Source organism: Nocardioides ganghwensis (genome assembly GCF_014779655.1).
Lineage (GTDB): Bacteria > Actinomycetota > Actinomycetes > Propionibacteriales > Nocardioidaceae > Nocardioides > Nocardioides ganghwensis.
Window position 1 is genome coordinate 125,142 of the sequence record NZ_JACXYX010000007.1, and the last position, 21,354, is coordinate 146,495.

At 72.1% G+C, this 21,354-nt stretch carries 19 protein-coding genes; 7 read left to right on the forward strand and 12 right to left on the reverse strand.

From position 1 onward, the window contains the following. Positions 1 to 159: 159 nt before the first annotated feature. Together IEZ24_RS10350 and IEZ24_RS10355 are read left to right on the forward strand one after the other, a co-directional pair. Positions 160 to 2,601: a LuxR C-terminal-related transcriptional regulator gene (locus IEZ24_RS10350; protein WP_129453576.1), complete on the forward strand. Its 2,442-nt coding sequence runs from the start codon at positions 160 to 162 to the stop codon at positions 2,599 to 2,601. A 172-nt stretch (positions 2,602 to 2,773) separates the two neighbouring features. After that, positions 2,774 to 3,235, forward strand: a complete 462-nt coding sequence (locus IEZ24_RS10355; protein ID WP_129453577.1) for a VOC family protein — start codon at positions 2,774 to 2,776, stop codon at positions 3,233 to 3,235. Between the two features lie 230 nt (positions 3,236 to 3,465). Here IEZ24_RS10355 and IEZ24_RS10360 read toward each other — a convergent pair whose 3' ends face one another. Then, entirely contained in the window at positions 3,466 to 5,259 is a 1,794-nt protein-coding gene (locus IEZ24_RS10360) for a 3-hydroxyacyl-CoA dehydrogenase family protein (protein WP_129453578.1), read from the reverse strand. A gap of 46 nt (positions 5,260 to 5,305) precedes the next feature. Then, positions 5,306 to 6,280: an MOSC domain-containing protein gene (locus IEZ24_RS21680; RefSeq protein WP_207206693.1), complete on the reverse strand. Its 975-nt coding sequence runs from the start codon at positions 6,278 to 6,280 to the stop codon at positions 5,306 to 5,308. On the opposite strand from IEZ24_RS21680, the gene nucS reads away from it, so the two are divergent. Both nucS and IEZ24_RS10375 read left to right on the forward strand, forming a co-directional pair. Continuing rightward, on the forward strand, positions 6,269 to 6,991 hold the full coding sequence (gene nucS, locus IEZ24_RS10370; protein WP_439116355.1) for an endonuclease NucS: 723 nt from the start codon (positions 6,269 to 6,271) through the stop codon (positions 6,989 to 6,991). The two genes, IEZ24_RS21680 and nucS, sit on opposite strands and share 12 nt — an antisense overlap. A 46-nt stretch (positions 6,992 to 7,037) precedes the next feature. Continuing rightward, positions 7,038 to 7,496, forward strand: a complete 459-nt coding sequence (locus IEZ24_RS10375; protein WP_207206694.1) for a DUF952 domain-containing protein — start codon at positions 7,038 to 7,040, stop codon at positions 7,494 to 7,496. Positions 7,497 to 7,510: 14 nt separating this feature from the next. Here the strand turns inward: IEZ24_RS10375 and IEZ24_RS10380 are convergent, their stop codons facing one another. The 5 genes from IEZ24_RS10380 to IEZ24_RS10400 form a co-directional block, all read right to left on the reverse strand. After that, positions 7,511 to 7,756 carry a hypothetical protein gene (locus IEZ24_RS10380; protein WP_129453580.1) on the reverse strand — a complete coding sequence of 82 codons (246 nt, stop codon included), beginning with the start codon at positions 7,754 to 7,756 and terminating at the stop codon, positions 7,511 to 7,513. 43 nt (positions 7,757 to 7,799) lie between these two features. Beyond that, the gene (locus IEZ24_RS10385) at positions 7,800 to 8,411 is read right to left on the reverse strand and encodes a histidine phosphatase family protein (protein WP_165355969.1); all 612 of its coding nucleotides are present in this window, start codon (positions 8,409 to 8,411) and stop codon (positions 7,800 to 7,802) included. Continuing rightward, positions 8,404 to 9,321, reverse strand: a complete 918-nt coding sequence (locus IEZ24_RS10390) for an FAD-dependent oxidoreductase (RefSeq protein WP_129453582.1) — start codon at positions 9,319 to 9,321, stop codon at positions 8,404 to 8,406. Before IEZ24_RS10390 ends, IEZ24_RS10385 begins: the two co-directional genes overlap by 8 nt. A 90-nt stretch (positions 9,322 to 9,411) precedes the next feature. Continuing rightward, positions 9,412 to 11,424, reverse strand: a complete 2,013-nt coding sequence (locus tag IEZ24_RS10395) for a protein meaA (RefSeq protein ID WP_129453583.1) — start codon at positions 11,422 to 11,424, stop codon at positions 9,412 to 9,414. Between the two features lie 61 nt (positions 11,425 to 11,485). Continuing rightward, entirely contained in the window at positions 11,486 to 11,794 is a 309-nt protein-coding gene (locus IEZ24_RS10400; protein WP_129453685.1) for an STAS domain-containing protein, read from the reverse strand. Between the two features lie 154 nt (positions 11,795 to 11,948). On the opposite strand from IEZ24_RS10400, the gene IEZ24_RS10405 reads away from it, so the two are divergent. Together IEZ24_RS10405 and IEZ24_RS10410 are read left to right on the forward strand one after the other, a co-directional pair. Then, positions 11,949 to 12,521: a cob(I)yrinic acid a,c-diamide adenosyltransferase gene (locus IEZ24_RS10405; protein ID WP_129453584.1), complete on the forward strand. Its 573-nt coding sequence runs from the start codon at positions 11,949 to 11,951 to the stop codon at positions 12,519 to 12,521. Between the two features lie 79 nt (positions 12,522 to 12,600). Beyond that, the gene (locus tag IEZ24_RS10410; protein WP_129453585.1) at positions 12,601 to 15,786 is read left to right on the forward strand and encodes a DEAD/DEAH box helicase; all 3,186 of its coding nucleotides are present in this window, start codon (positions 12,601 to 12,603) and stop codon (positions 15,784 to 15,786) included. 16 nt (positions 15,787 to 15,802) lie between these two features. On the opposite strand, the gene IEZ24_RS10415 is transcribed toward IEZ24_RS10410, so the two are convergent. Further along, a complete protein-coding gene (locus tag IEZ24_RS10415) occupies positions 15,803 to 16,975 on the reverse strand; it encodes an MFS transporter (RefSeq protein WP_129453586.1) in 1,173 nt (390 codons plus the stop codon). Positions 16,976 to 17,045: 70 nt separating this feature from the next. On the opposite strand from IEZ24_RS10415, the gene IEZ24_RS10420 reads away from it, so the two are divergent. Next, the gene (locus IEZ24_RS10420; RefSeq protein ID WP_207206695.1) at positions 17,046 to 18,014 is read left to right on the forward strand and encodes a LacI family DNA-binding transcriptional regulator; all 969 of its coding nucleotides are present in this window, start codon (positions 17,046 to 17,048) and stop codon (positions 18,012 to 18,014) included. A gap of 21 nt (positions 18,015 to 18,035) precedes the next feature. On the opposite strand, the gene IEZ24_RS10425 is transcribed toward IEZ24_RS10420, so the two are convergent. The 4 genes from IEZ24_RS10425 to IEZ24_RS10440 all read right to left on the reverse strand — a co-directional run bounded on the left by IEZ24_RS10425 (position 18,036) and on the right by IEZ24_RS10440 (position 21,350). Beyond that, positions 18,036 to 18,479 (reverse strand): DUF2550 domain-containing protein, encoded by a 444-nt coding sequence (locus IEZ24_RS10425; RefSeq protein WP_129453588.1) that lies wholly within the window; start codon positions 18,477 to 18,479, stop codon positions 18,036 to 18,038. 77 nt (positions 18,480 to 18,556) lie between these two features. Next, positions 18,557 to 18,964, reverse strand: coding sequence for a F0F1 ATP synthase subunit epsilon (locus IEZ24_RS10430; RefSeq protein ID WP_129453589.1), 408 nt, complete (start codon positions 18,962 to 18,964; stop codon positions 18,557 to 18,559). Then, complete coding sequence (gene atpD, locus IEZ24_RS10435; RefSeq protein ID WP_129453590.1) at positions 18,964 to 20,421, reverse strand: F0F1 ATP synthase subunit beta; 1,458 nt, start codon at positions 20,419 to 20,421, stop codon at positions 18,964 to 18,966. Before atpD ends, IEZ24_RS10430 begins: the two co-directional genes overlap by 1 nt. 2 nt (positions 20,422 to 20,423) lie before the next feature. Beyond that, positions 20,424 to 21,350 carry a F0F1 ATP synthase subunit gamma gene (locus tag IEZ24_RS10440; RefSeq protein WP_129453591.1) on the reverse strand — a complete coding sequence of 309 codons (927 nt, stop codon included), beginning with the start codon at positions 21,348 to 21,350 and terminating at the stop codon, positions 20,424 to 20,426. Positions 21,351 to 21,354 lie beyond the last annotated feature (4 nt).

Below are 21,354 nucleotides of genomic sequence, written 5' to 3' on the forward strand. Positions count from 1 at the left end.
CGATGTGCGGCCTGCTCCGACAGGCGGCCGGTCGGCTGCGAGACCATCCCCTCGTGCAGTCCCGTCGCCCCGGCGTACGAGAAGGATCCCGCGAGACGGTGCTGCCCAGCATCCGTAGTCCTACCTATCTCTCGGGCGCGGGAGCGATAGATTCGCTGCGTGCTGTCCCCCTGTCTCGGTCGTGACGACGTGCGGCGAGCGCTGCACGAGGTGCTCGGCGAGTCCCGCTGGGTGAGCGTGGTCGGCCCGCCCGGCAGCGGCAAGACCCTGCTGGTGCGCCACGTCGCAGCCGAGACGACCGACGGGGCCCTCGACGGACCGACCCTCGCGTGGGTCGACGCCCGCAACCTGCGCAGCCTCGACGACCTGCTCGTCGCCGCGCTGGAGAGCCTCGAGTCCGAGACGGCTCCCGGCGACTCCCTCGTCGGCGCCCTCGGCCGTGCGGTCGACGGCCGCTCGTGCCTGCTGGTCCTCGACGGCCTCGACCTCGACGCCACGGCGGCCGGACCGGTGCTCCAGGCGATGCTGGAGAGCACCACCGACGCCCGCGTGGTGGTCACCGCACTGACCACGGCCGGCGAGCCGCTCGAGTCGGTCGTGCGGGTCGGCCCGCTCCCCGTGCCCGCCCATCGGGCGCCGCTGGAGGGCCCGGCCGTCGAGCTGTTCCTGCGCCGCATCCGTGCCGCGGGCGGCCAGCAGGTCGACCTGGCCGCACAGGCTCACGAGGTACGCCGCCTGCTCGGCGCGACCGGTGGCCTGCCGCTGCTGATCGAGCAGGTCGCGGTGCAGTCCGCCCTGGTCGGGCTCGCCAACGCGATGTCCACGGTCAGCCTCGACCAGGCCGTCGACTCCGCGCACGACCTGCTCGACGACGCGAGCGCGACCGCCCTGCGCCGCATCGGGCTCCTGGACTTCCGCGTCGGCCTCGGCGTGCTCGCCCGGGTGCTGGACGTCGGTGTGCCCGAGGCCGCGGAGATCGCCGGCAACCTCGTGCGCCGCAGCCTGCTCGAGGTGGACGTCCAGGGCCAGTTCGACATGCTCTCCCCCATCCGCGGCCGGGCGCGCGCCCTGGCCGCGCCGGAGGACCACGAGGCCGTCGCCGCGGGCCTGCTGGCGTGGGCACAGGCCCACGCCCCGGCCCACGACAACTACGGCGCCGCCGACGCCGAGTGGCTGCGCGACCTGCCGGCGATGCGGCACGCGGTGCTGACCGCGTGCGCGGACCCCGCGACGCGGGCGGAGGGCTACTCGGTCGCCAACCGCATCTTCTCCTCCCTCTACACCTCGATGCGCACGCGTGAGGCCGTCGAGATCCTCGAGGGTGCGCTCGCCTTCGGCGACGGACCACCGACCCTCGGCGCCCAGATCGCACGACGCGCCGGGATCGCAGCGTCGGAGATGCGTGGCACCTACGAGGGGTTGTGGCTGCTCGACCGCGCCGACCAGCACGCCTCATCGGCGCCGCGCCCCGAGGAGCAGCTCGCCAAGACCGCCTCGATCCGTGCCGAGATGCACCTCGACGCGGGTGACCTCGCCAGTGCGGAGGCGGAGGCCAAGCGCGCGCTCAGCCTCGACCCACAGGGTTCGATCAGCCGGCAGGCCACGCGCACGCTCGCCGACGTGTACGCCTCGCAGGGTCGCTTCGCCGAGGCGACGCAGGCCGCCAGCGACGCCATGCCTGCCCGCACCACCGGTGACGAGCGCTGGATCGACCTCTCGCTCCGGACCGTCCTCGCGCGGATCGCGCTCGAGCAGGGCCGCATCGCCGAGGCGGTCGCCGGCACGCGGGCCGTGGTCCTGGAGGCGCGCGAGCTGGCCGAGGACCGCGTCGGCCTGCTCGCCGAGACGCTCCTGCGTGGCCTCGACCCGACGTGGGAGCCGACCGAGGTCGTGCGGGAGACCCTGCCGTGGGCCGTACGCCTCCCCGTGCTCGCCCAGGACGGTCGCGACCTGCTGGTGCGCGGCGAGTCCCGCAAGGCGGCCGGCCTGGCCGCCGACGTGGTGGCGCTCGCCGACTCCGCGAGGCTCGGCCGCGACGGCGTGGACGCGCGGCTGCTGCTCGGACGGGCGCTGGTGGACCTCGGCGACCTCGACCAGGCCACGACGACCTACCTCACCGCCCTCGAGCACTGCCGCTCGATGCGGCTCCCGCTCCGCGCCGCCGACGTCCTCGACGGCCTCGCCGCGGTGGCGCGCGCCCGCGAGATGTCGGAGGCAAGGTCGCTCGCCGCCGCCGCCTTCGCCCTCCGTACGCCCCGGCTGGCCGTGCGCTGGGGCTACTCCGCCGACTTCGACATCGTCCCCGCGAGCCGGCCGCCGGAGGGGTGGATCGACGGGGACGAGCTGTCCGCCGACGCCGTCACGCTCGTGACGGCCGTCTTCACCCGGCCCACGTCGGCGCAGCCCTCGGTGCTCGACGCCCTCACCGCGGCGGAGCGGCAGGTCGCGGACCGGGTGGCCCACGGGCTCACCAGCCGGCAGATCGCCGAGGAGCTGTTCGTCTCGCCGCGCACCGTGGACGCCCACCTCACCCACATCTACCGCAAGCTCGACATCAACACCCGCGCCCGGCTGGCCGCGCTGGTCGTCGACAACCGCTGAGGCCGCGGCCCGGCCGGTGGGTCCCCGGGCCGACGCCGACGTGCCAACTCACCGGTTGGCGGGCCAACTCGTCAGTTGGCGACTCGGGGGAGGTTCCGACGCCCTCCAGCCCACCCAAGTCGCCAACCGGCGAGTAGCGACGCTGTCGGTGGGAAGGGGCACGATGGGCTCCATGAGTCGGACGATCCAGGTCACCTTCGACGCCCACGACCCCGAGGCACTCTCCCGCTTCTGGGCCGACGCGATGGGTTACGTGATCCCGGGCCCACCGGGGCGCGAGCTCAGACCGGGACAGGACCCGTTCGAGGCGTGGCACACCTTCCTCGCCGAGGTGGGCGTGCCGGAGTCGGAGTGGAGCTCGGCGTCAGCCGCGCAGGACCCCGACGACGTCGGCCCGCGCCTGTTCTTCCAGCGGGTCCCCGAGGGCAAGACCGCGAAGAACCGGGTGCACCTCGACCTCCGCGCCGCCCCGGGCCTCGAGGGTGACGAGCGGATGGCCGCGCTCGAGGCAGAGGCCGTACGCCTCGTCGCCCTCGGTGCGACCCGGGTCGAGCGCCACGAGCCGGCCCCGCCCATGACCGCCGGTCACATCTGGATGACCGACCCCGAGGGCAACGAGTTCTGCCTCGACTGACCAGCGCCGACCGAGGAACGAGGTCCGCGCGCCCGGGTCGGCGACGCCGGCCCGCGCGCGCCGTACGCCTCTCCCGGGGCGCCAGCGTCACGCGAACCCGCACGTATCGGTCCGGTTGTGCATGACGCAGGCCCGGACGCGCCAGCAGCGTCATACGAACCCGCACCCATCCGTCCCGGTTCGTATGACGCAGGCAGGGGTGAGGGGTGGCTCCGCCGGGAGGACGACGGTCAGCGGGCGCTGTAGTCCCGGAAGCCGCGACCGGTCTTGCGGCCGAGGTAGCCAGCGGTCACCAGGTGCTCCAGCAGCGGTGCCGGGGCGAAGCCGGGCTCGCGGAACTCGAGGTAGAGCTCCTTCTGGATGGCCAGCGACACGTCGTTGCCGACGACGTCGAGCAGCTCGAACGGGCCCATCGGCAGCGCACAGCCCTGCTTCATCGCGGTGTCGATGTCGTCGGCGGTGGCGTAGTGCGCCTCGAGCATCTTGACCGCGTCGTTGAGGTAGGGGAACAGCAGCGCGTTGACGATGAAGCCGGAGCGGTCACCGCACTTCACCGCCACCTTGCCGACCCGGTCGCACAGCGCCAGCACGGTCTCGGTGACGGCCTCGTCGGTGGCGACCGTCGAGACGACCTCGACGAGCTTCATGATCGCGGCCGGGTTGAAGAAGTGCATGCCGATGACGTCCTGGGGACGCTTGGTCACCCTGGCCATCGAGATGATCGGCAGCGACGACGTCGTGGTGGCCAGGATCGCCCCCGGCTTGCAGATCTCGTCGAGGTTCTCGAAGAGCGTGGTCTTGATCGCGAGGTCCTCGGCGATCGCCTCGACCACGATGTCGACGTCCTTCAGGTCGTCGAGCGACGTGGTGCCGCGCACCCGGCCCAGCACCTCGGACTTCTGCTCCTCGGTCGCCCGACCGCGCTGGATCTGCTTGTCGAAGTTCTTGGTGATGGTCGCGACCACACCGTCGACCTTGTCCTGGCCGCGCCCGGTGAACAGCACGTCGTAGCCCGCCTTGGCGAAGACCTCGACGATGCCCGAGGCCATCGTGCCCGTGCCGACCACGCCGACCAGCTTGATGTCGTGGTGCAGCCGCGGCTTGTCGTCCGCGCTCGGCGTGTGCGCGTCCGCGACGACGACGGGGCTGTCGGGAGCCTCGTAGGTGTAGAACCCGCGGCCCGACTTGCGGCCGAGCAACCCCGCGGTGACGTACTGCTTGAGGATCGGCGCCGGCGCGTGCAGGCGGTCGCGGCCCTGCTTGTACATCGTGTCGAGGATCTCGTAGGCGGTGTCGAGGCCGATCAGGTCGAGCAGTGCCAGCGGCCCCATGGGATAGCCGCAGCCGAAGCGCATCGCGGCGTCGATGTCCTCGCGCGAGGCGTACTTGCCCTCGTACATCGCGACCGCGTGGTTGAGGTAGCCGAAGAGCAGCGTGTTGGCGATGAAGCCGGCCTTGTCGCCGCACACGACCGGGTTCTTGCCGAGGCTGCGCAGCAGCTCCTGCACGTCGGCGAGCACGTCGGGCTCGGTCACGACGGTGCGGATGATCTCCACGAGGTTCTGCACCGGCGCCGGGTTGAAGAAGTGGACGCCGACGACGCGACCGGGCTTGGCGTTCGCCGTCGAGATCTCGGTGACGCTCAGCGAGGAGGTGTTCGTGGCGAGCACCGCGTCGGGGCGGACGATGTCGTCCAGCGCCCGGAAGATCGACTTCTTGACCTCGAGGGACTCCACGACCGCCTCGACGACGAGGTCCGCGCCGGCCAGGTCCTGCATGTCGGTGGTGAGGGTGATCCGGCCGAGCAGCTCGTCGGCCTGCTCCTGCGTGAGCTTCTCGCGCTTCACCGCGCGGCCCGTCGAGTGCTCGAGGTGCTGGCGGCCGCGCTCGAGGCCCACGTCGTTCTGCTCGACACCCACGACGGTGAAGCCGTTGCGGGCGAAGACCTCGGCGATGCCGGCACCCATGGTGCCGAGGCCGATCACGCCGACGGTGGAGAACTCACGGGTAGCCGTCTCAGTCATGGACGCATGCTCCCATGCCGCCCCCGCATCACGGATGTGGGAAGCGTCACTCCACCGGAGCGGCCGGGGGCCGTACGACCCGGACCTCGTCACCGGGCCGGACCGGTCCCGGGCGGACCACCTTGGCGCACAACCCGCGCAACCGCCGGGGCTTGCCCTCCGGGCCGTTGACGAAGGCCATCGCGTCCTTGCCGAAGCGCGCGATGAACTTGCCGCACCCGTTGTGGGGCTGGTCGGTCACCACGATCACCGCGCCCTCGGGACCGCCGATGTGCAGCTCGCTCCACTCCGGCAGGTGCTCGTGGGACAGGTCGAGGTCGAGGAACATTTGGTCGCCGGCGAGCGGCTCGCGTGCCGGGTCCTGCGCGAGGAACTCGATCAGGCGGTGGTTCATCAGGTTCAGCTGCATGTCGGGGTGCGGCGATCCGTCCGGCGTACGCCTGCTCCGCCGCGCTGCCCACGTGTCCCCGACGAGGCCCTCGGTCACGTCGAGGTGGCCGACCTCGAGCACTTCGCGCTCACCCGGGGCCGGGCGGCGTACGACCGCGCGCAGCGTCCCGACCTCGCGCGGGGAGGCGTCGAGCTCGGGCAGCAGCGCCGCGAGCTCCGCGACGGTGCGGTGCGAGCGCAGCACCCGCCGCACCAGCACGCGGCCGGGCTCCTCGCCGCGCGACGCCAGGGGTCCCGGCAGCGGCTCGTCCGCCGGGACCTCGGTGAAGCCGAGCCCGGCGAGGGTCGATGCCTCCGGACCCGCGTAGGGATGGGCGGTGAGCTGCCCGTGCCCGCGCGCGGACAGGCGCTCGCAGACAGCCTCCACCAGCGCGCGGCGGGTGCTGCCGTGCAGGTCGACCCCGACGACGAGGTCCCCGAGGTGGGCGTGCCCGTCGAGCAGCTCCACCCGCGCGTGGCCGACCGGCGGGTCACCCGCGACCATGACGAACCCCGGCGTGCCGGGGTGGTCGGCGAGGTCGAGGTGCGCGAGGTCTCGCTGGCGCGGGGGACGTACTGCGTGGTCGGTCACGGGGTCACTGTAGATTCGCCCGTCGTGAGGATCGTCGTCGCACGCTGCCAGGTGGACTACGCCGGACGGCTCTCGGCCCACCTGCCGCTCGCCACCCGCGTCCTGATGCTGAAGTCGGACGGCTCGGTGCTGATCCACTCCGACGGCGGCTCATACAAGCCGCTCAACTGGATGTCGCCGCCGTGCACCGTGCGCGAGGGGACGTCCGAGGACGGGCGTCCCGAGTGGCTGGTGAGCGCGACCAAGACCGACGACACCCTGCGCATCCTCATCGACGAGGTGCTGCACGACTCCTCCCACGACCTCGGCGTCGACCCCGGGCTGCAGAAGGACGGCGTCGAGAAGCACCTCCAGGAGCTCCTCGCCGAGCACCCCGCGACCCTCGCCGAGGGGCTCACCCTCGTGCGCCGCGAGTTCATGACCGCCATCGGGCCGGTCGACCTGATGTGCCGCGACGCCGACGGGCTCTCCGTCGCGGTCGAGATCAAGCGCCGCGGAGAGATCGACGGGGTCGAGCAGCTCACCCGCTACCTCGACCTCCTCAACCGCGACCCCATGCTCACCAGCAAGGGCCCGGTCCGCGGCATCTACGCCGCGCAGGAGATCAAGCCCCAGGCCCGCGTGCTCGCGACCGACCGCGGCATCACCTGCGCCCTCGTCGACTACGACGCGCTGCGCGGGATGGACGACCCGGAGCACCGGCTCTTCTGAGGCGCGTGCGGGCCACCATGCCCCCAGCTGTCGCTACCCTCCCACGGTGACCGACGCCCACCCGGAGCTGCCCGAGCGCATCTTCCACATCGCCACCGCGGCCGACTGGCGCACGACGCTGGCGACGGGCACCTACACGACCTCGACGGTCGGCCGCAGCCTCGCGGAGGAGGGGTTCATCCACGCCAGCCGTCGCGACCAGGTGCAGGGGGTCTTCGACCGCTACTACCGCGGGCTCGGCGAAGACCTGGTGCTGCTGACGATCGATCCGGCGCGCCTCGAGTCGGAGGTCCGCGTCGACCCCGTCGGCTCGGACACCTACCCCCACGTCTACGGGCCGATCAACCGCACCGCGGTGGTGGACGTCGTGCCCCTGAACCGCCGGGGTGGCACCGAGACGCTGATGTCGCTGTGGATCAAGGGCATGGCCGTACGCATGGGGCTGGCGGTGCTGGCCATGGTGCTCGTCGCCGCGATCGTCCTCGGCATCCAGCGCTGGTCGTGAACCCGGGGCGGGGCTCAGGCGGCCCTCTTCGAGCCCTTCTTGTCGGCCTTGCCGGCCTTGCCGGGCTTGCCGCCCTTGACCGTGACGTCGACCTTGACCAGCTTGCGCTTCTTCACCGTGTAGCCCGGGGGCAGCGTGCCCTCCTTGAGCATCCGCAGCGGGCAGCGGTTGCACTTGGTGGTGGAGACGCAGCACTTCTTCTTGGGCAGCTTGGCGACCTTGGCCTTGCCCGCCTTCTTCGAAGCGCTCTTGGAACCCACGCCCACACGCTACAGCACATTAGGCAAGGCTTACCTATTTGTCTCAGGGGATGGCGGTCCCGGCCCACGACCGTGCGATCCACCCGTCGGCGTCGGCCTCGAGCGCGACCACGTCACAGTTCGCGAGCGGCCGGTCCCAGCCGTGGGCGGGTGCCAGGTTGGTCGCCAGCGCCGGCGCCGCGAGGGAGATCGCGCCGCCGTGGCTGACCACCAGCACGGCCTCCCCACGATGGGTGTCCGCGATCTCGGCCAGGACGTCGGAGAACCGGCCGACCACCTCCGCACCGCTCTCGGCCCCCGGGACACGGGTGTCGAGGTCGCCCGCCAGCCAGGCCGCGAACGTGTCGCGGAACGGGTCGGAGTCGTACGTCCCACCCGCGTGGTCACCGACGCCGAACTCGCGCAGCCCGTCCCGCACGACGACGTCGACCCCGAGCACCCCTGCGGCGAGCTCCGCGGTCTGCACGGCGCGCGCCATCGAGCTGCACCACACGGCCGCGATGCGCTCGGTCGCGAGGCGGGCGCCCAGGTCCCTCGACTGCCGGCGGCCCAGGGGGCTCAACCAGCCGCCCGAGTCGCTCAGCAGCTCGGACTCGTAGAGGGCCTCGCCGTGCCGGGCCACGAACACCCGGGCGGCGCACTGGAGGTCAGTCACCCGCCAACCCCACCACGTCGTCGGCGCAGCCCCACGACAGGGTGACCCCGGCGCCACCGTGGCCGTAGCAGTGGACCACGTCCTCGACCCGCTCCACGCGGACCTCGGGCCGCGCCGGCCGGAGCCCGACCTTGTGGCGCAGCACCCGGGCGCCCTCCAGCGCCGGGACGAGCGCGGCCGCCCGGTGCAGCACCTGCTCCGCGACGGCCGGGTCGGGCGTACGGCTCCACTCCCCCACCACGTCGGTCCCACCGACGACGATCTCGTGCGTGCGCGGCACCACGTAGGTGAGCCCCGCGCCGTCGAGCGTCCACCGGTCGAGGCCGACCTGCTCGACGACGACCACCTGTCCCCGCACGGGGTGCACGGAGGGGTCGGCGCCGAAGTGCCGGGCGCCGAGCCCGGTGGCGTTGACGACGAGGCTCCCGTCGCCCGGCAGCGCGGACAGGTTCATCCGGGTCAGGGTGCCGCCGAGCTCCTCGATCCTGGCGGTCAGCCACCGGAGGTGGACCGGCATGTCGACGACCGGTGCGACGAACGTCCAGCCGTCGGCGTACCCGGGCGGCAGCGCCGTCTCCCGGTCCAGCGCCGGCACCGCGCTGCGCCACCACGGCTCGGGCTGGTGCTCGCGCAGCACCTCGGTGCCGGTGAGCATCCGTACGCCGGTGCGCGCGTCGGCGGACAGGTCCTCGAGGACGCCGTACGTCGTCGCCGCCCACGCGGTCACCCGCTCCTGCGGCAGCGCGCGGTAGGGGTACCAGAGGGCAGCCGCCACGGCGGACGTGGTCTCGAGCGGCAGGTCCCGCGCCACGACGTTCACGCGGTGGCCGGCCTCGAGCAGGCGTACGGCGCAGGTCAGGCCCACGACGCCGGCCCCGACGACGATCACGCGACGCTCGGAGGAGGTCATGGAGGGAGTGTGCCAGTCCGCGGCGGATCGCCCGGGCGACCGGCCCGTCGCGACTTCGGTGGCCCCCCGGTCGAGGCGTCGGTATAGGCGTCAGTCGAGGCCGTTGGCCTCGCGGATCACGTCGACGATGCCGCCCATGATCTCGGTCAGGCCGTAGTCCTTGGGCGTGTAGACGGCTGCCACGCCGAGCTCGCGCAGGCGGCGGCCGTCGGAGTCGGGGATGATCCCGCCGACGATCACCGGGGTGTCGGCCAGGCCGGCCTCGCGCAGGCCGTCGAGGACGTCGGGCACGAGCTCCATGTGCGAGCCCGACAGGATCGACAGGCCGATGCAGTGCACGTCCTCGGCCACCGCGGCGGCGACGATCTGCTGCGGGGTGAGCCGGATGCCCTGGTAGACGACCTCGAAGCCGGCGTCGCGGGCGCGCACGGCGACCTGCTCGGCGCCGTTGGAGTGCCCGTCGAGCCCCGGCTTGCCGACCAGCAGCCGCAGCCGGCCGCCGAGCTCCTCACCCGTGGCGCGGACCCGCTCGCGTACGGCCGCCAGCTCGGCGCCCGCCTCGGCGACTGCCGCGCCGGTGACCCCGGTCGGGCCGCGGTACTCGCCGAAGACGTCGCGCAGGGTGGCGGCCCACTCCCCCGTCGTCGCGCCCGCGCGGACGGCGGCCAGGGTCGGCGCCATCAGGTTCGCGTCCGTACGGGCGGCGGCGGCGAGCGCGTCGAGCGCCTCCGCGACCTCGGCCTCGTCGCGCTCCGACTTCCACGCCTCGACGCTGGCCCGGGCGGTCTTCTCGGCCTCGGGGTCGGCGGCCATGATCGCGCCGTCGAGGTCGGCCGTCAGCGGCGACGGCTCGGTCGACTCGAACTTGTTGACGCCGACGATGACCTCCTCGCCCGACTCGATCCGGGCGCGGCGGGCGGCGTGGGAGGAGACCAGCTCGGACTTCATGTAGTCGACGGCCGCGATCGCGCCGCCCATCTCCTGCACGCGGTCGATCTCGGCCTTCGCCCCCTCGACCAGCTCGGCTACCTTGGCCGCGATCACGTGCGAGCCGTCGAAGATGTCGTCGTACTCCAGCAGGTCGGACTCGAAGGCCAGTACCTGCTGCAGTCGCAGCGACCACTGCTGGTCCCACGGGCGGGGCAGGCCGAGCGCCTCGTTCCACGCCGGGAGCTGGAGCGCGCGGGCGCGGGCGTTCTTGGACAGCGTGACGCCGAGCATCTCCAGCACGATGCGCTGGACGTTGTTCTCCGGCTGGGCCTCGGTGAGGCCGAGCGAGTTGACCTGCACGCCGTAGCGGAAGCGGCGCATCTTGGGGTCCTCGACGCCGTAGCGCTCGCGGGTGATCTCGTCCCAGAGCTGGACGAAGGCCCGCATCTTGCAGGTCTCCTCGACGAAGCGGACGCCGGCGTTGACGAAGAACGAGATCCGGCCGACGACCTTCTCGAAGTCGTCGTCGGAGACCTGGCCGGAGGCCTTCACCTCGTCGAGGACCGCGATCGCGGTGCTCAGGGCGTAGGCGAGCTCCTGCGTGGGCGTGGCACCGGCCTCCTGCAGGTGGTAGCTGCAGATGTTGATCGGGTTCCACTTCGGGATCTGGTGGACCGTGTAGGCGATCATGTCGGCGGTCAGCCGCATCGACGCCTCGGGCGGGAAGGCGTACGTCCCGCGGGAGAGGTACTCCTTGATGATGTCGTTCTGGGTGGTGCCGGCCAGCTGGGCGGCGACCTCCTCCGGCGACAGGTCGGGGTTCTGCTCCTCGGCGACCACCTGGTACATCGCGAGCATCCACATCGCGACCGCGTTGATGGTCATCGAGGTGTTCATCTCGGTCAGCGGGATCCCGGTGAAGAGCTTGCGCATCTCGCCCAGGTGCGGGACCGGTACGCCGACCTTGCCGACCTCGCCGCGGCTGAGCGGGCTGTCGGGGTCGTAGCCGGTCTGCGTGGGCAGGTCGAACGCGACGCTGAGGCCGGTCTGCCCCTTGGCCAGGTTCGTGCGGTAGAGCGCGTTGGACGCCTCGGCCGTGGAGTGGCCGGCGTAGGTGCGCATCACCCAGGGCCGGTCCTTCGCGGGGCGGTCCGTGTGGCCAGAGTCCGTCATAGCCGACAGGGTAGGGCGACGGTTACCCGGGAGTCACCGGGCTGGAGGTGTGACGGATGCCTCAGGCGGTGGCGGCGACCCGCTCGACCTCGATGGCGTGGGCCAGCCGGGCCAGGTGCGCCATCCGGCGGACCGCCGGCCCGGGGTTGCGCACGGTGAGGTGGTGACCGGAGAGCCAGGCGTGCCGCGTGGCGACCGCCAGCAGGCGGAGGGCGGTCAGGTCGATCGTGGACACGTCGGTCATGTCGATGACCACGTCGTCGTCGAAGGTGTCGATGCGCTCGTAGATGGCGTTGCGCACCTCCCACGTGCTGCGCACGTCGAAGTCGCCGTGCAGTACGAGCGTGTGACCCTGCGAGACGATGTCCATCCGGTGCTCCTGACCGGCGTCCCCCGACGCCATGCTGTGACTGCTGTCACTCCTACTGACGTAGTTGTACCCCTCCCGGTTGCATCCATGCTTCACCTTTTTCGGCGAGTCACCGCGAGGCCGGCCCCGAGGGGCCCGCCGATAGGCTCCGCACATGGTCAACCTGACGCGCATCTACACCCGCACCGGCGACGCCGGGCGCACCCGGCTCGGCGACATGAGCGAGACGTCGAAGACCGACCTGCGCCTCGAGGCGTACGCCTGCGTCGACGAGGGCAACGCCCACATCGGCGTCGCCCTCGCCCAGGGCGACCTCGCCGACGACGTGGTCGCCGTGCTCACCCGTGTGCAGAACGACCTCTTCGACGTCGGCGCCGACTTCTCCACGCCCGTCGTGGAGGACCCGAAGTACCCCCCGCTGCGGGTCGAGCAGGACTACGTCGACCGCCTCGAGGCGTGGTGCGACCACTACAACGAGGAGCTCCCGGCGCTCCGCTCGTTCATCCTCAACGGCGGCACGCTCGGCGCCGCGCACCTGCACGTCGCGCGCACGGTCGTACGCCGGGCCGAGCGCGCCGGCTGGGCCGCGTGGGCGGAGCACGAGGACACCATGAACGTCCTCGCCATCACCTACCTCAACCGGCTCTCCGACCTGCTGTTCATCCTCGCCCGCCACGCCAACCGCGAGAACGGCGACGTCCTGTGGGTGCCGGGCGGGGAGCGCTGACCCTCCCCCCTCCACCCGGACCGGAGCCTGTGGAGAGCGACCGCCCGGTGTCGCCGGGCGGTGACACGATGGGCGCGACATGGACATCCGCGACGCGCTCACCGACTCCTACCTCGCCGGGTTCTTCGACCTCGGCGCGCTGGGCCGCGCCCGGGGTTACGCCGACGCGGTCGAGGACCTCGAGGTCGTCCACGAGACCGACAGCAGCCTGACGGCGACCGCGTCCGTGTGGGGCACCGCCCCGCACCCCTACCGCGTGCAGCTCCACGCCGAGGTCGACGCCGCCGCCGACTGGGTCTTCAGCTCGTGCTCGTGCCCCGTGGGACGGATGTGCAAGCACGGGGCGGCGGTCGCGCTGCGCCTCCGCGCGCCCGCGCGGTTCCTCGAGGCCGCACCCGGACCCGCCCCGGACGGCGCGCGGGCCGAACCGCCGTGGCGACGCCAGCTCGCGCGGCTCACCGACGAGCTCGAGGCGCGGGCGAGGTCGACCCTCAGCGGCCAGGGGCTCGGCCTCGAGGTCGCCCGCCGGCCCCCGTCGCGCTGGTCGCGCAGCACGGCCGGCGAGCTGTCGATGCGACCCGTACGCCCCGGAGCCCGCCGCGGCTGGGCACGCAGCGGAGCCGAGTGGAGCGACCTCGCCGGTCCCGTCGCGAGGTCGCGCTACGTCCCTGCGCAGGTCGACGCCCTGCAGGCGCTGCACCGCGGCCTCGTGTCGCGGCACTCCTACCTCGTGGCCGGCGCGGCCCCCCTGCTCGACGACTACGGCGACCGGCTCGTGCCCGTGCTGCGCGAGGCGCTCGCCCGGGGCGTCACCCTCGTCGCCGGCGCCGGCCTGTCCTCGGTGACGGTCGCCGCGGAGCCGGCGGCGGTCGTCGCCGATCTCACGGAGGTCGACGGAAGGCCCACTCTGGAGGTGTCGGTCCGGACCGACGACCGGCGCTGGCGGGCGGGCGAGGTCGTGCCGATAGGCCGGCCGGCCACCTCGGTGGCGCTCGTCGACGGCGACGACGTCGTCCTCGCCGCCCTGTCCGAGCCCTGCCAGGACTCCGTGATGGACCTCGTGCTGGGGCGTCCGGTCGTCGCCGCACCCGACGAGCGGGCAGACTTCCTCGAGGCGCTCGCGCCCGTGGTCCGGGGGCTCCGGGTCGAGTCGTCCGACGGATCCGTGGAGGTCCCGGCCGCCCCGCGACCACGGCTCGCGCTGACGGTGACCTGGCAGTCCTCGACGCAGGCCGACCTCGACTGGTCCTGGGTCTACGGCGACCGGCGCTCGCCGCTGTCGAGCCCGGACGCGCTCGGCGGCGCACGCGACCCGGAGGCCGAGCGGTCGATCCTCGCCGACGTGCCGGACGGGCTCCTCGGCACCGCGACGGCCTCGGGTGGGGACGCCCTCGCCCTCGCCCTGCACGACCTGCCCCACCTGCGCATGCTCCCCGACCTCGAGGTCGAGGAGGTCGGTCCACCCGACTTCCGGGAGTCGACCGCGGCGCCCGAGATCTCCTTCGTCCTGGCCGAGGCACAGCCCGACCACACCGACTGGCTCGACCTCGAGGTGCTGGTCAGCATCGACGGGGAGCAGGTGCCGTTGCCCGACGTGCTGGCTGCGGTGACGCGCGACGAGGATTTCCTCGTCCTGCCGAGCGGCACCTACGTCTCCCTCGACCGCCCGGAGTTCTCCCGGCTCCACGAGGCGGTGGCGCTCGCGGCGCAGCTGCGCGAGTCCGAGCCGGGGCGGCTGAGCGTCGGCAGCGGCGACCTCGGAGCCTGGGCGGAGCTCGCGGAGATCGGCGCCGTGGACGCGCGGGCCGCGACGTGGGTGGAGCGCGCGACTGCCCTGCGCGACCTCGACGAGATGCCCCGCCCCGGCGTCCCGGCCGGCCTGACCACGACGCTGCGCCCCTACCAGCTCGAGGGCTTCTGGTGGCTGGCCTTCCTCCACGAGCACGGCCTCGGCGGGATCCTGGCCGACGACATGGGCCTGGGCAAGACGCTCCAGGTGCTCGCCCTCGTCCAGCACACCAGGTCCGCGCAGGGTGCCGCACCATTCCTCGTCGTCGCCCCCACCAGCGTGGTCTCCGCGTGGCGGCAGCAGGCGGCCACGCACGCGCCGGGGCTGCGCGTCGGGGTCGTACGCCGCCGCAGCGACGACGTCGCGGCCCTCGCCGCCGCCAGCGACGTCGTGGTCACCACCTACGCCGTGCTCCGCCTCGAGCGGGAGCAGTTCGCCGCCCGCCAGTGGGGCGGCCTCGTGCTCGACGAGGCGCAGCAGGTCAAGAACCACCAGGGCAAGACCTACGCCGCCGCGCGGGCGATCGACGCCGACTTCCGCCTCGCCGTCACCGGCACGCCCTTCGAGAACCGGCTGCTGGAGCTGTGGGCACTCCTCTCGCTCGCCGCCCCTGGCCTCTACCCCACCGCCCGCCGCTTCCGCGAGGTGGTCGTGGGGCCGGTGGAGAAGGACGGCGACGAGGCGGCTCTGCGGCGCTTCCGCACCCGCATCCGGCCCTTCGTGCTGCGACGCACCAAGGACCTGGTCGCGACCGAGCTGCCGCCCAAGCAGGAGCAGGTCCTCGACGTCGACCTGGGGCCGCGGCACCGCAGGATCTACGACACCCACCTGGCCAAGGAGCGCCAGAAGATCCTCGGCCTCGTGGAGGACTTCGAACGCAACCGGGTCGCCATCTTCTCTGCGCTCACCCGGCTGCGGCAGCTGGCCCTCGACCCGGCGCTGGTCGACGCCACCCACGAGCACGTCGGCTCGGCCAAGACCGACCTGCTGAGCGAGCACCTGGTCGAGATCACCGCCGAGGGCCACCGGTCCCTGGTGTTCAGCACGTTCACGACGTTCCTGCGCCGGGTGCGCGACCGGCTGACCGAGGAGGGCGTCGCCACCGTCTACCTCGACGGCACGACCCGCGACCGCGAGGCCGTGATCGACGCCTTCCGCGCCGGGGAGGCTCCTGTGTTCCTGATCAGCCTCAAGGCCGGTGGCACCGGCCTGACGCTCACCGAGGCCGACTACGTCTTCCTGCTCGACCCCTGGTGGAACCCTGCCGCCGAGGCGCAGGCCGTGGACCGCGCCCACCGGATCGGGCAGTCGCAGCACGTCCACGTCTACCGACTCGTCGCGACCGACACCATCGAGGAGAAGGTGATGGCCCTCAAGGCGCGCAAGGCCGAGCTCTTCGCCAAGGTGATCGACGGTGGCGGCGCGTCGACGACGGGGATCACGGCCGCGGACATCCGCGGCCTCTTCGACGACTGAGACGCCGCCGCACGCGTCAGGACCTGCCGGCCCCGACCGCGCTCTCGCGACGCTCGCGTGCCGCCGGGACGACGAGCGCCGCCGGCATCAGCAGGACGGCGACGACCAGCAGCGCCTTGAGGGTGCCGACCTCGTCACCGACGAACCCGAGGAACGGAGGCCCGGCGAGGAAGGCCGCGTACCCGATCGTGGAGACCACGCTCACCCGCGAGGCCGCCCGGGCCGGGTCGTCGGCAGCCGCGCTCATCCCGACCGGGAAGCCCAGCGAAGCCCCGACGCCCCAGAGGACGATGCCGGTCACGACGAGCGCCGGATGCTCGGCGAACACGATGAGCAGCACGCCGGCGCCGGCCACCGCCATCGTGCTCCAGAGGACGGCCACCCGTCCGAAGCGGTCGATGAGGCCTGTCCCGGCGAACCGTCCGGCCGTCATGGCGAGCACGAACACCGCGAACCCGGCGACGCCCACGGCGTGCGAGACGTCGTGGCCGTCGACCAGCGCCACGGCGAGCCAGTCGTTGGCCGTGCCCTCGGTCATCGCCAGCGCCAGCACCATGACCCCGATGAGCAGCGTGCGCGGCTCGAGCCACGCACGCGCAGCGGACACGGTGGTCTGCTCGTGCCTCTCCACGACCGGCAGGAAGCTCGGGGACGTACGCCACACGAGCACGATCGCGAGCAGCACGACGCCGGCGAGGTGCGCCACCGCGGGGACGCCGAGCTCGATGAGCAGCGCCCCCGCGAGGGCACCGACCACGGTTCCGCCACTGAAGCCGGCGTGGAAGCGCGGCATGATCGTGCGGCGCAGGCCGCGCTCGACCTCGGCGCCCTCCACGTTCATCGCCACGTCCCAGACGCCGATGCCCAGGCCGTAGACGAAGAGTCCCACCACGGTCAGGGGCAGGACGTGGCCCAGGCCGAGCGCCGCTGCCAGCATGCCGAGGGTCGCGGCGGCCGCGCCCAGGCGGACGATGCGGACCGTGCCCAGGGCGTTGATCGCCGCTCCTGTCGTCGGCAGGGCCAGCACCGAGCCGAGCGCGATCGCGAGGAGCACGAGGCCGAGCTGGCCGTTGGTGAGCTCGAAGCTCGACCGGACCTCGGGGATGCGTGACACCCAGCTGGCGAAGACCAGACCGTTGAGGAAGAAGGTGAGCCCGACGGCGTTGCGGGCGGCGGTCAGGGTGGGCACGGGACAGCTCCTGGGCGACGCGGGGGCGAAACGTTTCGATCGAAACGTTTCGATGCTATCGTCCGATCTCGTGTCCGGTCCAACCCGCGCCCCCACCCTGGCCGACGTCGCCACGGAGGCAGGGGTCTCCCTGTCCACCGCGTCGCACGCCTTCTCCGGCACCAAGCCCGTCTCCGCGGCCACCCGGGAGCGGGTGCTCGCGGCCGCGGCCTCCCTCGGCTGGACCGGCCCCAACCCCTTGGCACGCAACCTGCGCCGCGGGCGCAGCGGCGTGGTCGGCATCGCCGTCGGACGGCTGAGCACGGCGTTCCGTGACCCGGCGGCGCTCGCGATGCTCGACGCCGTCTCCGAGGTGCTGGACGCCGCCGGTCTCGGCCTGCTGCTGATGCCGGACGACGCCGAGGTCGGCCTGCCGCTGGACGCGGTGATCTACGACATCTGCGGCCGGGAGACCTGGGGGGCGTACGCCGACCTGGTCGCGAGGGACGTGCCGCTGGTCGTCGTGGAGGGACCGGCGTGGCCGGGCACCACCTTCATCGACATCGACCACCGGGCGGGGGCGGCGGCGCTGGGCCGGCACCTGCACGACCTCGGCCACCGCCGGGTCGCGACGCTCACGCTGGAGGCCTCCCACCCCCAGCGCGAGCGGGAGGCAGGACTGCGCGAGGTGTTCCCCGAGGTCGAGGTGATCGGCGCCTGCGCGAGCGACGTCGCAGCGGCGCAGGAGACGGTGGGCTCGTGGTGGGACGGCGGGTCGAGCGCGACGGCGGTGGTCTGCCAGAGCGACGTGCAGGCCGCCGGCGTCGTCGTCGAGGCACGTCGCCGGGGGCTCGACGTCCCGGGCGACCTCAGTGTCGCGGGGTTCGACGGCGTGGTCCTGCCCTGGCTCGACGTCGAGCTGACCACCGTGGTCCAGCCCCTGGCCGACAAGGGCCGCGCGACCGCGCGAGCCGTCCTCGCACGCATCGCGGGCGAGGACGTCGAGGACGTCGTGCTGCCGGTCCGGCTGCGCACCGGCGGGTCGACCGGCCCGGCATGAGGCGCGTGGCCGGAGGTCGGGCTAGCGCCTGTTCCAGTCGGTGCCCGGAGGGCCGGACTCCAACCAGGACTGGAAGCCGGTGAGCGAGGCCTCGCTCATCGCGATCTCCAGCGGTTCGCCGCCGTAGTGGCACGAAGCGACGACGTGGCCGTCGTAGAGCGACATCTCCTCGGTGCCGGCGGGCGCGCGGCGACCGGCGTACTCGAGCAGGTCACGCGCCCACACCCGCTTGGGGCGGGGCGAGAGCGAGAAGATGCGGAACCACTCCAGCGACTGGCCGGAGTAGCGGCCGATGCCGAGCAGCCACCCCCTGCCGGGGTGGTCGGTGCGCATCCGGTAGCTGAGCTCGAAGGTGCCGCCGTGCCGGGCGAGGAGCCTCCGGCGCACGATGAGGGCGATGCCGTAGAGCAGGGCGAGGAGCAGGCAGAGCCCGACGATGTCGAGCGCCCATTCCCAGACCGGCATCCACACCCTCCACACGCAGTGAGCGCACGAACCGACCGGTTCGTGCGCTCACCCTAGCGTCAGCTTCTGGACAGCTGTCAGGAGGCCCGCTCCACGGCACGGATCCGTGCCTCGGCGCGACGTACGGCCTCTTGGGCCGCGTCGTCGTTCTCGCCGGCCTCCTTGGCCCGCTCGAGGTCCTGGCGCGCCTTCTCGAGGTCGATCTCGTGCGACATCTCGGCCCGCTCGGAGAGGATGGAGACGCGGTTGTCGGCCACCGAGATGAAGCCGGCGTCGACAGCTGCGACCCAGGTCTCCCCCTCCGCCGTCTGCACGTCCACGACGCCCTCGATGATCGAGGACAGCAGCGGCGCGTGGTTGGGCAGGATGCCGACGTCGCCCTCGGTGGTGCGGGCGATGACCATCGTGGCCTGGCCCGACCAGACGAGCCGGTCGGCAGCGACCAGCTCGACCTGGAGGACCTTGTCGGTGGAGAGGCCAGCCATCAGAGGCTCTTCTGGATCTCGGCCCACTTCTGCTCGACGTCGTCCAGACCGCCGCACATGAAGAAGGCCTGCTCGGCCACGTGGTCGTACTCGCCGTCGGCGATCTTGTTGAACGCCTCGATCGTGTCGGCGACCGGCACGGTCGAGCCCTCGATGCCGGTGAACTGCTTGGCGACGTAGGTGTTCTGCGACAGGAACCGCTGGATGCGGCGCGCCCGCGAGACGATGATCTTGTCCTCCTCGGAGAGCTCGTCGACACCGAGGATCGCGATGATGTCCTGGAGCTCCTTGTTGCGCTGCAGGATCTGCTTGACCCGCACGGCGCAGCGGTAGTGGTCCTCGCCGATGTACTGCGGGTCCAGGATGCGCGAGGTCGAGGTCAGCGGGTCCACGGCCGGGTAGATGCCGAGCGAGGCGATCTCACGGGACAGCTCGGTGGTCGCGTCGAGGTGCGCGAACGTCGTGGCCGGTGCCGGGTCGGTGTAGTCGTCGGCGGGGACGTAGATCGCCTGCAGCGAGGTGATCGAGTGACCACGCGTCGAGGTGATGCGCTCCTGCAGCTGACCCATCTCGTCGGCCAGGTTGGGCTGGTAGCCCACGGCGGACGGCATGCGACCGAGCAGCGTGGAGACCTCGGACCCGGCCTGGGTGAAGCGGAAGATGTTGTCGATGAAGAGCAGCACGTCCTGCTTCTTCACGTCGCGGAAGTACTCCGCCATCGTCAGGGCCGACAGGGCGACGCGCAGGCGGGTGCCCGGCGGCTCGTCCATCTGGCCGAAGACGAGGGCGGTCTGGCCGAGGACGCCGGCCTCCTCCATCTCGACGATGAGGTCGTTGCCCTCGCGGGTGCGCTCGCCGACACCGGCGAACACCGACACACCACCGTGGTCCTTCGCGACGCGGGCGATCATCTCCTGGATGAGCACGGTCTTGCCGACGCCGGCGCCACCGAACAGCCCGATCTTGCCGCCCTGGACGTAGGGGGTGAGCAGGTCGATGACCTTGATGCCGGTCTCGAACATCTGGGTCTTGGACTCCAGCTGGTCGAAGGCGGGCGCCTTGCGGTGGATGCCCCAACGCTCGGCGGGCTCGAAGGTCTCGCCCTCCTCGAGGTTGAGCACGTCACCGGTGGTGTTGAACACCTTGCCCAGCGTCGCGTCACCCACGGGGACAGTGATCGACTCGCCGGTGTCGGTGACCTGGCCGCCTCGCACCAGGCCGTCGGTGGGCTTCATGGAGATGGCACGGACCATGCCGTCACCGATGTGCTGGGCGACCTCGAGGATGATCGACTTGGTCTCGCCGCTCAGCTCGAACTCGCAGGTCAGTGCGTTGTAGATGGCGGGCATCGAATCGGTCGGGAACTCGATGTCCACGACGGGGCCGATGACCCGGGCGATGCGGCCGACAGCGCCGCCCTTGCCCTCGGTGGTCGTCTCTTCAACAGTGGCAGTCATGTTCACTCACTCCCGGCTTGTGCGTCGGCAAGGGCGTTGACGCCACCGACGATCTCGCTGATCTCTTGGGTAATGCCAGCCTGGCGTGCCTGGTTGGCGATGCGCTTGTACTTCTTGATGAGCTCGTCGGCGTTGTCCGTCGCGGACTTCATCGCCTTCTGACGCGCGGCCAGCTCGGAGGCGGCCGCCTGCAGGAGGGCGAAGAAGATGCGGCTCTGGACGTAGCGCGGCAGCAGGGAGTCGAGCACCTCCGAGGGGGACGGCTCGAACTCGTAGAGCGGCAGCAGGTCGGCCTTGTCGGGGGCCTCGGTGCCCTCGACCACCTCCAGCGGCAGCAGGCGCACGGCGGTCGGCTCCTGGCTGAGCATCGACCGGAACCGCGTGTAGACCACATGGACCTCGTCGACGTCACGCACGTCGGAGTCGCTGTCCTCGCCGTCGGCGAGGAAGGCCGCGATCAGCGTGGCGCCGATATCGGCCGCGACGTCGTAGGTCGGCTGGTCGGAGAAACCCGTCCAGGCCTGCACGACCGCGCGCTGGCGGAACTTGAAGTAGGCCTCGCCCTTGCGACCGCTGGTGTAGAGGTCGACCTCCTTGCCCTCGCCCTTGAGCTTCTCTACGAGGCGCTCGGCCTCCTTGATGACGCTCGAGGAGTAGGCGCCGGCGAGTCCGCGGTCGGAGGTGACGATGAGGATCGCGGCCTTCTTCGGGTCCTCCGGCTCGGTGGTCAGCGCGTGGTCGACGTTGGAGAACGTCGCCACGGCCGACACCGCACGGGTCAGCTCGCGGGCGTACGGCGCTGCCGCCTGCGCCCGCTGCTGGGCCTTGATGATCCGCGAGGCAGCGATGAGCTCCATCGCGCGCGTGATCTTCTTCATCGACTCCGTCGACTTGATCCGCGCGCGGTACTCGCGTACGGAGAGAGCCATTGCG